This window comes from Citrobacter rodentium NBRC 105723 = DSM 16636, from assembly GCF_021278985.1.
Lineage (GTDB): Bacteria > Pseudomonadota > Gammaproteobacteria > Enterobacterales > Enterobacteriaceae > Citrobacter_A > Citrobacter_A rodentium.
On sequence record NZ_CP082833.1, the window covers coordinates 2,895,539 to 2,906,850 of the forward strand.

The window sequence follows — 11,312 nt, forward strand, 5'->3', positions numbered from 1 at the left end:
GTGTTTATAGGTATCGTTAGCCTGTTTCCAGAAATGTTTCGTGCAATTACCGATTACGGGGTAACTGGCCGGGCAGTAAAAAATGGCCTGCTGAACATCCAGAGCTGGAGTCCGCGTGACTTCACGCATGACCGGCACCGTACCGTGGACGATCGTCCTTACGGCGGCGGACCGGGGATGTTAATGATGGTGCAACCCTTGCGGGACGCCATTCATGCAGCAAAAAGCGCGGCGGGTGAAGGCGCTAAGGTGATTTATCTGTCACCTCAGGGACGCAAGCTTGATCAAGCGGGCGTCAGCGAACTGGCAACGAATCAAAAGCTGATTCTGGTGTGCGGTCGCTACGAAGGCATAGATGAGCGCGTGATCCAAACCGAAATTGACGAAGAGTGGTCAATCGGCGATTACGTTCTCAGCGGTGGAGAGCTACCAGCGATGGTACTGATTGACTCCGTTTCCCGGTTCATTCCGGGGGTTCTGGGTCATGAGGCGTCGGCAACGGAAGATTCCTTTGCGGATGGATTGCTGGACTGCCCGCACTATACCCGGCCTGAAGTGTTAGAAGAGATGGAAGTACCGGCAGTATTGCTGTCAGGAAACCATGCTGAGATACGTCGCTGGCGTTTGAAACAGTCGCTGGGCCGCACCTGGCTTAGAAGACCTGAACTTCTGGAAAACCTGGCTCTGACTGAAGAGCAAGCAAGGTTGCTGGCGGAGTTCAAAAAAGAGCACGCGCAGGCAACATAAACATGATGGGATGGCTTAAGCCCCCGAATATCAGTTTACCCAGGATAAGAGATTAAATTATGAGCAACATTATTAAGCAACTTGAACAAGAGCAGATGAAGCAGGACGTACCTTCCTTCCGTCCGGGTGATACCGTGGAAGTGAAAGTATGGGTTGTTGAAGGTTCCAAAAAACGTCTGCAGGCATTCGAGGGCGTGGTTATCGCTATTCGTAACCGCGGTCTGCACTCTGCATTCACTGTTCGTAAAATTTCCAACGGCGAAGGCGTAGAGCGTGTCTTCCAGACTCACTCTCCGGTAGTTGACAGCATCACTGTCAAACGTCGTGGTGCCGTTCGTAAAGCTAAACTGTACTACCTGCGTGAGCGTACTGGTAAGGCTGCTCGTATCAAAGAGCGTCTTAACTAAGATATCGCTCAGGCGACATCCTGTAAGAGAGGGCTGGCCAGATGGCTGGCCCTTTTTTTATTGACCGGACTGCGCGTGGTATCACGTATCGCAGTCGACGGGTTAAGGCGTGAATCGCGGGACAGCGCTTAAGGTGTACTGATAACCACCGCGACGCGACGGTTTTCTGCGCGGCCTTTCGCGGTCTTGTTGCTGGCGATGGGGTACTTTTTGCCTAAGCCCTGCGTTGTCAGGTTGCTGCGCGGGATCTGCGCCCCTTCCGCCCACGCATCGGCGACGACGTTGGCGCGCTTCAGCGACAGGGCTTCGTTGTAGCTCTCTTCGCCGTAATTATCGGTATGCCCGTCCATGCGCGCATGTTTCAGCCCGACCGAGGCCAGCCGTGCGGCCATCGCCTGAATCTGCTGGCGGCTCTGCGCGCGAAGCGTGTAATCATTTTTATCGAACAGAATCGTGTCTGACATCCCCAAAGACCAGTCTCCCGCTGATTCAGTAAATCCGTAGGTCTGCATGGCTGCAACCTGCTCAGGGGAAAATTTGCCCTGCGGCGCCTGGCAGCCGGTCAGGAGCAGCGCGGTAAAAATAAAAGGCGATAAAAAACGCGTAAGCATGGGGGGATTCCTTATTTATTTTATTTAATCAGCCGCTCGGCGCGCTGATGTTTAGCCTGATACATATTGCGATCGGCCAGCTCTTGTAATTTTTCTGCCGAAGCGTGTTCCCACGTCAGGGCATAGCCGATACTCAGCGTCATACTCGCCAGATGACCGTTATGCAGGTCGAAAGGACGGTCGAACGCCTGCGACAGCGCGGCGCAAATGCGCTGCACTTCATATTCCGAATGTACGCCGTAAAGCACCATCGCAAACTCATCGCCGCCAAGACGATAGGGCTGATGGCGGCTGCCGCCAAATTCCGCCAGTCGTTTGGCCACTTCGATCAGCACACGATCGCCCGCAGCGTGGCCCCAGGTGTCGTTGACAAACTTGAAGTTATCGCCGTCAAGAAATAACAGCGCCGAACTGCTGCGGGCGGCGTCATCGTTCATCAGCGCGTTGATGCTGCTGCGAAAGGCGGCGCGGTTCGCCAGCCCCGTCAGGGGATCGTGCAGCGCCGTGCGCAGTAGCTGCGTGTTACGCGCCTGCAGACGCAGCTGCCACTCTTCCATTTCATCCAGCAGACTGTTGAAATCCTGGGCAAAGCGGTGGAACTCTTCGATGCGCTCTTCAGAGACCCGGCGGGAAAAATTACGATTAGTGCGCACATCGTGGACGACATCGGTGATGTTCTGCAACGCCGCGACCACGCCGCTGTGCAGATGGCGCGTCAGCAGAATGGCAATGCCGGCAGCCAGCAGAATCGAGCCGGTGAGCACCGCCAGCGAGAGCCAGATAAAATGACCGATCAGGCTGTCGCGCGCCGTTAAACACACCTCGCCGATAATGTCGCCGTTGTGCCAGACCGGCTGGGTGACCGGCAGGGGAAAGAGCCAGCGGCTGATATAGCCGTTGAGCTTATCGTCTGTCTGCTGCGCGTTATAACGCCAGGCAGCGATGACATTCTCATTTTTATCGCGGACCACAGCGGCGGAAAACTGCCCCTGTCTGCCGAGCGCCGCTAACGTTTCTGTGGCGGCGGCATCGTCAGCAAAAACGAGCGCGGCTTCCAGACTATGGGTCATGGTGGCCGCCGTCAGTTCGAGATTTTTTTGCGCATACTGTTTCAGCGTCAGCACCGAGGCGACGCACAGCAGCACCCAGATCAGCGTCATGGTGACCAGCACGCTGATCATGTTAATGCGTCTCAGGGCCCGCTTAAACGTTGGACGCGTTGTCCGGGAGAGATCCTTATCCATGCTTTTTGTTCCGTGCGAGCATCAGTACATCCGGATTCACATGTACGCCGCTGTGCGTCAGTGAATCCAGATTAACGGCGAACCTGACGTCGTTATTGTTAATAATCAGACAAAAGGCGCTGCCAATAATGCATTCGGTGTTTTGTTCAGCAATTAATAACAAAGCTTTAGATGGATACTTATTGGTTAATTGAACCTGGGCCGCCGGAGTTTCGCTGCCGAAATAAATCCCGTCACAGCGTGCGGCCAGCGCTTCTTGTTCGGTACGAATAATCACGGGGTAATAAGGCAGCGGCGTATCGCTGCTGTCTCCCAGCACGCTGGCGAAACGGGACGATGAGAAAATGCACAGCCTGGGCGGCCCGGAAAGCGCAGGCCAGCGCGTATAGCTGACGATGCCTGAGACTATCGCCCGCACATTTTTCGCGGCAGCGGGTATTTCCTGAGCGCAAACCGGCGTTCCTGCCAGCAACAGTATCAGCAACGCCAGGAGACGGTGAGAACATGACATAACGGCACACTCACTCGCATCTTTCGTAGAGCATCAAAATACATCCTTGAATGTTTGTTGCAAAATAACATTATTTTACGGAGTCGTCATTACGCCAAAGCTAATATTGTTTTGTCGTTAGGTTAAATCTTAATGATACCTATTATTGCGGGAAGTTCATTTTCTGATGGCGATCATAACGCGCGACAGGCAAATGGGGGGAATTTTCTGGTGTGTAAACTAATTGATACAACTATGGCGAGTTAAAATGCGCTATCTTAGTGTGATGTAAAGTAATATTTACGTATTTTGGATTGATATCTTTACTCGTTGTGTTATCGTTACGTCATCCTCGCCGAGAGGAACTATCGCAAACGAGCTAAAACAGGATCGCCATCATGCAAAAAGACGCGCTGAATAACGTACATATCACCGACGAACAGGTTCTGATGACCCCGGAGCAACTTAAAGCGGAATTCTCGCTGAGCCAGTTGCAAGCGGCGCAAATCGCCCGCTCGCGCGAAACCATTTCTGACATCATTGCCGGTCGCGATCCGCGCCTGCTGGTGGTATGCGGCCCATGCTCTGTTCACGATCCTGAAGCGGCGCTGGAGTATGCTCGTCGATTTAAAGCCCTTGCCGCAGAGGTCAGCGATAGCCTCTATCTGGTCATGCGCGTCTATTTTGAAAAACCCCGTACCACCGTCGGCTGGAAAGGGCTAATTAACGATCCTCATATGGATGGCTCCTTTGACGTCGAAGCCGGTCTGAAGATCGCGCGCCGTCTGCTGCTTGAACTGGTGAATATGGGCCTGCCGCTGGCGACGGAAGCGCTGGATCCGAACAGCCCGCAGTACCTGGGCGATCTGTTCAGCTGGTCGGCGATTGGCGCGCGCACGACGGAATCGCAGACTCACCGTGAAATGGCCTCTGGCCTGTCGATGCCGGTCGGCTTCAAGAATGGCACCGATGGCAGCCTGGCGACGGCCATCAACGCCATGCGCGCCGCCGCGCAGTCGCACCGCTTTGTCGGCATTAATCAGGCCGGACAGGTTGCGCTGCTGCAAACGCAGGGCAACCCGCACGGCCATGTGATCCTGCGCGGCGGCAAAGCGCCGAACTACAGCCCGGCTGACGTCGAACAGTGTGAAAAAGAGATGGAACAGGCGGGACTGCGGCCTTCGCTGATGGTAGATTGCAGTCATGGTAATTCCAATAAAGATTACCGTCGCCAGCCAGCCGTGGCGGAGTCTGTGGTTGCGCAAATTAAAGATGGCAACCGCTCAATCATCGGCTTAATGATTGAGAGTAATATTCATGAGGGTAACCAGTCCTCCGAACAACCGCGCAGCGAAATGAAATATGGCGTGTCGGTGACCGATGCCTGCATTAGCTGGGAAATGACGGACGCGTTACTGCGTGAAATTAACAAAGACCTGAACGGTCAGCTGGCGGCGCGCCAGGTTTAAGAGGTTCGTTATGGTTGCTGAGTTGACCGCATTACGCGATCAAATTGATGAAGTGGATAAAGCGCTGCTGGATTTACTGGCGCGCCGTCTGGAGCTGGTGGCCGAGGTTGGCGAAGTAAAAAGCCGCTTTGGTCTGCCGATTTACGTCCCGGAGCGTGAAGCTTCAATGCTGGCTTCGCGCCGTGCGGAAGCGGAAGCGCTCGGGGTGCCGCCGGATCTGATAGAGGATGTGCTGCGCCGGGTGATGCGCGAATCCTACTCCAGCGAAAACGATAAAGGATTTAAAACGCTGTGTCCTGCGCTGCGTCCGGTAGTCATCGTGGGCGGCGGCGGTCAGATGGGTCGGTTGTTTGAGAAAATGCTCACCCTGTCGGGCTATCAGGTGCGGATCCTTGAACAGCAGGACTGGGATCGCGCGTCGGAGATCGTTGCGGATGCCGGAATGGTGATCGTCAGCGTACCGATCCACGTAACCGAGCAGGTGATCGCCCGGCTACCGCGCTTACCCTCCGACTGTATCTTGGTGGATCTGGCGTCGGTGAAAAACGGTCCGCTACAGGCAATGCTGGCTGCGCACGATGGGCCGGTGGTCGGCCTGCACCCGATGTTTGGCCCCGACAGCGGCAGCCTGGCGAAACAGGTGGTGGTCTGGTGCGACGGGCGGAAACCGGAGGCCTATCAGTGGTTCCTCGAACAGATTCAGGTCTGGGGCGCGCGGCTGCATCGCATCAGCGCCGTCGAGCACGACCAGAATATGGCGTTTATCCAGGCATTGCGCCACTTTGCGACCTTCGCCTACGGCCTGCATCTGGCGGAAGAAAACGTCCAGCTTGAACAACTGCTGGCGCTCTCTTCGCCGATTTATCGCCTGGAGCTGGCGATGGTGGGACGCCTGTTTGCCCAGGATCCGCAGCTGTACGCCGACATCATTATGTCGTCGGAAAGCAATCTGGCGCTGATTAAACGGTACTACCAGCGTTTTGGCGAAGCGATTAGCCTGCTGGAGCAGGGCGATAAGCAGGCGTTTATTGCAAGCTTCCGCAAAGTGGAGCACTGGTTCGGGGACTACGCGAAACGGTTCCAGAACGAAAGCCGCACGTTACTGCGACAGGCTAACGACAGCCGTCAGTAATTTACTCTGCTGGTCCGGCGTCGACCGGACCAGCTCCGATTCCTCTACTCCTCTTCATCGCCGGTAAAGTTAGCCTGCGGCAGGCAGGTTCGCTCGCCCCAGTAGTAGATCCCCAGCGACATTACCGCGACCACAACCGTATCCCACGGATGCCCAATCATCCCTGTACCGCCAAAGCTGCCGAGCCAGGAGAAGAGTATGATCAGCGCGTAAAAGGCGATGAGCCACAGGGACGATTTTACCTGCTGCGCTAGGCTTACGGTGTGTACCGGCACTTTTGTTTTGCACAGCACGTAGATGACAAACATCACAATCTGCAGCCCCAGCAGCCATGACAGCGTTCCCCAGCCTGACCAGAATACAATCAGCGCCGAAATCACAAACGACAGCGGGCCGATAATTCCGAAGGCGCGCACGCGAAACGGGCGCGGCAGATCCGGTGCGTTACGGCGCAGTCCCGCCGCCGTGACCGGCGCGATGGCGTAGCTCAGCACCAGCGCCGCCGAGACCACGCTGATCAGTTGCTCCCACGACGGGAAGGGTAGCGTCCAGAAGATAGACAACCCGAAAGTCAGCCACAGTGCCGGACGCGGAATGCCGGACTCTTTATCAATATGGGTGAACGCTTTAAAAAAGGTGCCAGCTTTGGCCCAGCCATAAATCACGCGCGGCGTGGCGTTCATATAGATATTGCCGGTGCCGCTGGGGGAGACAATCGCGTCGCACACCACCATAAACGCCAGCCAGCCCATACCGAGCGTAATGGCGATATCCCGGTATGGCAGCGAGAATTGCTTACTGATTTCCGCCCAGCCGCTACCCAGCATGTCGGTCGGTATACTGCCAAGAAACGCCAGTTGCAGCAGTACATAAATGATCGTCGACAGCACTACCGATAAAATCAGCGCCACCGGGATCGTCCGCTGTGGGTTCTTTACCTCACTCGCCACCGAGATAATCGGCGTCAGCCCCAGATAGGCAAAGATGATCCCCCCGCGCTGATCGCTGCCTCAACGCCCGACATGCCAGACGGCGCAAATCCCTGAACGTGCAGGTTTTCAGGTTTGAAAAAAGTAAACAGGGTCACGACGACCGCCAGAGGCACCAGAAACTTCAGAATACTGATGATGTTGTTGGAGCGGGCGAACGTTTTTACGCTGTAGTAATTCAGGCCGAAGAAGAAACATAGCAGCAAAAACTGCACCACCCAGCCCAGCAGCGTCGGGGCGCTCGAGCCTGGTTGGGTCAGCATTGGGAACCATGCCGCCGCATACTGGCGTGCGGCGACAATCTCAATGGAGATCAGACTGGAAAACGCAATCAGCGTAATAAATCCAAGCAGATACCCCATCAGTTCGCCGTGGGAAAATACCGGATAACGGATAATCCCCCCGGCGCGAGGCAGCGCCGCCCCCAGCTCACAATAGACAATCCCCAACAGCAGAACGGCAATTCCGCCGATGACCCATGAGGCAATGCCCGCAGGCCCGGCAATGGATGCCACATGGCTTGCGGCAAACAGCCAGCCGGAACCAAAGATGGCCCCGAGACCAATAAACGTCAGGTCGGTTAGCGTCAGCTGCTTTTTAAATTTCCCCGACTCAACAACGCGGGACTGTGTTTGGTGCGTAGAGTGAATCGTCATGGTCATGCCCTTCAGTCAACAGAGGGGGAAATGGCTTCCCGGGTCCACTGCCCGTTAATCAGGCGCAGCAGGTTCAGAGGGTTGGCATCCTGGACCGCAGGCGGCAGCAGCGCGGCGGGCACGTTTTGCAGGCATACCGGGCGTAAAAAACGCTCGATGGCTTTGGTCCCTACCGAGGTGCCGCGTGAGTCAGTGGTGGCGGGCCACGGACCGCCGTGCACCATTGCGTCGCATACCTCCACGCCGGTCGGGTAACCGTTAAACAGCACGCGTCCCGCTTTTTCACTGAGGGCAGGCAGCAAGCGCTGCGCCAGTGGCCCGTCATCCGATTCCGCGTGAACCGTCGCCGTCAGTTGGCCCTGAATGGCGCGCAGAATAGCGTGCAGCTCTGCCTCGTCCGCCACCTCTGCCAGCACCGCCAGCGGGCCAAACACCTCATGCTGGAGCAGCGGATCCTGCGCCAGCAGCAGCGAAGCCGGAGCCTGATACAGCCGGGCCTGCGCGCGACCGGCAACAGATTCGTCGCAGCCTGCCAGCCGCTGAATATCCGCATGCGCCTCAAACGCACTGACGCCTTCCTGGTAATGGGCAAGCGTCGGCGCATTCAGCATTGTCTGCGGCGGCGCCTGGTTCACCGCCTCCTTCAGCGCCTGGTTCACCGCCTCCTTCAGCGCCTGTATGAAGCGGGGAGCGCCTTCGCCGCGTAAAATCAGGATCAGCCCCGGTTTGGTACAAAACTGCCCGCAGCCGAGGGTAAAGGAGGACACCAGCTCATTCGCCAGCGTTTCTGCCCGGTTGACCAGCGCCTGCGGCAGAATAATCAGCGGGTTAATGGCCGACATTTCCGCAAACACCGGGATCGGCTGCGCACGCTGCTGGGCCAGTTGCCAGAGCGCCTTGCCGCCGCGCAGCGAACCGGTAAAACCGACCGCCTGAATTGCCGGATGGCGAACCAGCTCCGCGCCAATGTCGGTGCCGAAAATCATGTTAAAAACGCCCGGCGGCAGACCGCATTTCTCTACCGCGCGGGTTATCGCCTGGGCCGTCAATTCCGCCGTCGCCATATGGCCGGGATGGGCTTTTACCACTACCGGGCAGCCTGCCGCCAGCGCGGAGGCGGTATCGCCCCCCGCCGTGGAGAAGGCCAGCGGGAAATTGCTGGCGCCGAATACCGCCACCGGACCGAGCGCGGTCAGATACTGGCGCAGATCCGGGCGCGGTAAAGGCGTGCGGGCAGGAAGCGCGGTATCAATACGCACGCCAAAGGCATCGCCCCGACGTAGCACCCCAGCAAACATCCGCAGCTGATTGCTGGTACGGGCGCGCTCTCCCTGCAGCCGTGGCAGCGGCAGCGCCGTCTCCTGGTGGGCTATAGTGAAAAAGTCCTCGCCGAGTAAATCCAGCTCATCGGCGAGAGTGTCGAGAAAGCGGGCGCGCACCTCTGGCGATGTCTGCGAATAGAGCGGAAACGCCTGTTCAGCCGCCAGCGCCGCAGCGGCGGCCTCCTCGCGGGAGGCCGGGTAAAAACGGTGGCCGGTCGGTTCGCCGTCGGCGGCGCGCAGGCCCGGCAGCGTTGCCTCACCGCTTGCCACGCGGCGTCCGGCGATAAACTGCTGACCTGATACGAAGAGAGGTAAAGTCATCATCCCTCCCGCTCTTAAAGGCCGACGTCCGGCAGCTGTGGACGGGTTGCCAGCGCCTTCTCAACAATCGCCACGACTTCCGCGTGGGTTTCACCTTCCAGCGCCAGACGCGGTGGACGCGTAATAGCGCTGCCGCGCCCCAGTAACTCTTCGCAGAGCTTGATGCACTGCACCAGATCCGGACGCGCATCCAGATGCAGCAGCGGCATAAACCAGCGGTAAAGCGCCATCGCTTCCTCATAGCGCTGCTGTTTCGCCAGACGGAACAGCGTCTCGCCTTCACGCGGGAAGGCGTTTGACATCCCTGAAATCCAGCCTTCCGCGCCAACGGCAATGCTCTCTACCACCACATCATCCATCCCGGCGAACAGGACAAAGCGGTCGCCGACGGAATTGCGCAGGTCGATAAAACGGCGGGTATCGCCGGAAGAGTCCTTGAAGCAGACGATGTTGTCGCAGTCGGCGAGCGTAGCCAGGATATCCGGCGTTACGTCGTTTTTGTAAATCGGCGGATTGTTGTACACCATGATCGGCAGGTCGGTGGCCGTTGCCACGCTGCGGAAGTGGGCCGCTGTTTCATGCGGTTTCGAGGAGTAAACCAGCGCAGGCATTACCATAATGCCGTCAACGCCTACGCGCTCGGCCTCTTTCGCCATCGTCTGCGCGAAGGCGGTGGTGAATTCCGCTACCCCTGCAATCACCGGGATCTGACCGCCCGCAGCGTCTTTCGCCACTTCGATGATCTGTAGCTTTTCCTGGGTGGTGAGAGAGGTGTTCTCGCCCACGCTGCCGCACACCACCAGGCCGGAAACACCATCCTTGACCAGATTTTTCATCACCATATGGGTGGCATCCAGATCCAGGGAATAATCGCTGCGAAACTGGGTGCTGACTGCCGGGAATACACCGCTCCAGTGAATGGCTTTCTTGCTCATGTTCGGTTCCTTGTCGTCAATTTGTTAATTCAAAGTGAATGAATGGTGAATATTCACTGACAGATTGACGTTTCAGGCGACCGACGGCTTGGTGGTTTTCTTCCTCTTTGATGACGAAATTAGCACAGTGGGTTTGTCTTAGCCGGCCAACGTGAGGCGAAAATCGCGCGGCGTGGAGCCGGTCATCGCTTTGAACTGGCGGCTAAAAGCGCTGTGATCGGTATAGCCGCACTGTAGGGCGATATCGGTAATCGGCGTATCGCCCGCCAGCAGCTCGGTGGCTTTTTCCAGCCGGACTTTGTGGATCATCTGACGCGGGGTGAGATGAAAAATACGCTTACAGTAGCGTTCAATTTGCGCCACCGACATGCCGCTCAGCGCAGTTAACTCTTCCATGGCGATTGGCCGGTGGTAATGGTTGCGGATATGCTCATCGACGATCGCCAGCCGCTGCCACGCCGGGTGGCGCGCCTGCGCTTCCTGGAGATCGTGCGAAATTCCCGCCATTCCGATGACCTGGCCCCGCGTGTCCCGCAGCGCCAGCTTCTGGGTCAGACACCAGCCGCGCTGGCGACCGTTGTAGAGATGCATTTCCAGCTGATCGCGTAGCGTTACCCCTTCACGCAGCACCCGCATATCCTGCTCGGTATAGCCCTGCCCAAGCGCAGAAGGGAAAACGTCGGCAGAGGTTTTGCCCAGCAGAGAGGCCACCGACTTAAACCCGCAGCGACGCGCCAGGGTCATATTGACCATCAAATAGCGGGCCTGTACGTCTTTGACAAAAAAAACCACATCAGGAATGGCGTTAAGCAGCGGCGCAATCAACGCCATAGCATGGAGCAACGTCTGAATATTGTCCGGACGCTGATACGCCAGCCCTTCACATATCTGGCTCAGTTCAGCGACTTCCAGTACCGGCGACGGGGATACCACATCATCAATAACACAGGACATTACGCTTCCTCCCGATTAGTGATTTGCATCTTTAT

Annotated in this window: 9 protein-coding genes and 2 pseudogenes; 4 read left to right on the plus strand and 7 right to left on the minus strand. The window is 57.1% G+C overall.

Going from position 1 to position 11,312, the window contains the following annotated elements; genetic code table 11:
• Together trmD and rplS are read left to right on the plus strand one after the other, a co-directional pair.
• Positions 1–766 (plus strand): annotated as a pseudogene (gene trmD, locus K7R23_RS13680) (tRNA (guanosine(37)-N1)-methyltransferase TrmD).
• A gap of 40 nt (positions 767–806) precedes the next feature.
• Positions 807–1,154: a 50S ribosomal protein L19 gene (rplS, locus tag K7R23_RS13685; RefSeq protein WP_000065254.1), complete on the plus strand. Its 348-nt coding sequence runs from the start codon at positions 807–809 to the stop codon at positions 1,152–1,154.
• A gap of 128 nt (positions 1,155–1,282) precedes the next feature.
• Here the strand turns inward: rplS and K7R23_RS13690 are convergent, their stop codons facing one another.
• The 3 genes from K7R23_RS13690 to yfiR are packed head-to-tail and all read right to left on the minus strand — an operon-like array spanning position 1,283 to position 3,520.
• Positions 1,283–1,765 (minus strand): OmpA family protein, encoded by a 483-nt coding sequence (locus K7R23_RS13690; protein ID WP_012906731.1) that lies wholly within the window; start codon positions 1,763–1,765, stop codon positions 1,283–1,285.
• A 20-nt stretch (positions 1,766–1,785) separates the two neighbouring features.
• On the minus strand, positions 1,786–3,009 hold the full coding sequence (gene dgcN / locus K7R23_RS13695) for a diguanylate cyclase DgcN/YfiN (protein ID WP_012906730.1): 1,224 nt from the start codon (positions 3,007–3,009) through the stop codon (positions 1,786–1,788).
• Entirely contained in the window at positions 3,002–3,520 is a 519-nt protein-coding gene (yfiR, locus tag K7R23_RS13700; protein WP_012906729.1) for a regulatory sequestration protein YfiR, read from the minus strand. Before yfiR ends, dgcN begins: the two co-directional genes overlap by 8 nt.
• Positions 3,521–3,897: 377 nt before the next feature.
• On the opposite strand from yfiR, the gene aroF reads away from it, so the two are divergent.
• Entirely contained in the window at positions 3,898–4,968 is a 1,071-nt protein-coding gene (aroF, locus tag K7R23_RS13705) for a 3-deoxy-7-phosphoheptulonate synthase AroF (RefSeq protein WP_012906728.1), read from the plus strand.
• Positions 4,969–4,978: 10 nt separating this feature from the next.
• Positions 4,979–6,100 (plus strand): bifunctional chorismate mutase/prephenate dehydrogenase, encoded by a 1,122-nt coding sequence (gene tyrA / locus K7R23_RS13710; RefSeq protein ID WP_012906727.1) that lies wholly within the window; start codon positions 4,979–4,981, stop codon positions 6,098–6,100.
• Between the two features lie 44 nt (positions 6,101–6,144).
• On the opposite strand, the pseudogene K7R23_RS13715 reads toward tyrA, so the two are convergent.
• From K7R23_RS13715 to K7R23_RS13730, 4 genes and pseudogenes are all read right to left on the minus strand, one after another.
• Positions 6,145–7,745, minus strand: a pseudogene (locus K7R23_RS13715) (APC family permease).
• A gap of 11 nt (positions 7,746–7,756) precedes the next feature.
• Positions 7,757–9,388, minus strand: a complete 1,632-nt coding sequence (locus tag K7R23_RS13720) for an aldehyde dehydrogenase (NADP(+)) (protein ID WP_012906725.1) — start codon at positions 9,386–9,388, stop codon at positions 7,757–7,759.
• 14 nt (positions 9,389–9,402) lie between these two features.
• Positions 9,403–10,323: a dihydrodipicolinate synthase family protein gene (locus tag K7R23_RS13725; RefSeq protein WP_012906724.1), complete on the minus strand. Its 921-nt coding sequence runs from the start codon at positions 10,321–10,323 to the stop codon at positions 9,403–9,405.
• 138 nt (positions 10,324–10,461) lie between these two features.
• Positions 10,462–11,277: an AraC family transcriptional regulator gene (locus tag K7R23_RS13730; protein ID WP_012906723.1), complete on the minus strand. Its 816-nt coding sequence runs from the start codon at positions 11,275–11,277 to the stop codon at positions 10,462–10,464.
• Positions 11,278–11,312 lie beyond the last annotated feature (35 nt).

Excerpts from the sequence above, each read along its gene's own strand:
- yfiR (WP_012906729.1), bottom strand. The coding sequence starts at position 3,520 with ATGTCATGTTCTCACCGTCTCCTGGCGTTGCTGATACTGTTGCTGGCA.
- K7R23_RS13720 (WP_012906725.1), bottom strand. The coding sequence starts at position 9,388 with ATGACTTTACCTCTCTTCGTATCAGGTCAGCAGTTTATCGCCGGACGC.
- aroF (WP_012906728.1), top strand. The coding sequence starts at position 3,898 with ATGCAAAAAGACGCGCTGAATAACGTACATATCACCGACGAACAGGTT.
- K7R23_RS13730 (WP_012906723.1), bottom strand. The coding sequence starts at position 11,277 with ATGTCCTGTGTTATTGATGATGTGGTATCCCCGTCGCCGGTACTGGAA.
- rplS (WP_000065254.1), top strand. The coding sequence starts at position 807 with ATGAGCAACATTATTAAGCAACTTGAACAAGAGCAGATGAAGCAGGAC.
- K7R23_RS13690 (WP_012906731.1), bottom strand. The coding sequence starts at position 1,765 with ATGCTTACGCGTTTTTTATCGCCTTTTATTTTTACCGCGCTGCTCCTG.
- dgcN (WP_012906730.1), bottom strand. The coding sequence starts at position 3,009 with ATGGATAAGGATCTCTCCCGGACAACGCGTCCAACGTTTAAGCGGGCC.
- tyrA (WP_012906727.1), top strand. The coding sequence starts at position 4,979 with ATGGTTGCTGAGTTGACCGCATTACGCGATCAAATTGATGAAGTGGAT.
- K7R23_RS13725 (WP_012906724.1), bottom strand. The coding sequence starts at position 10,323 with ATGAGCAAGAAAGCCATTCACTGGAGCGGTGTATTCCCGGCAGTCAGC.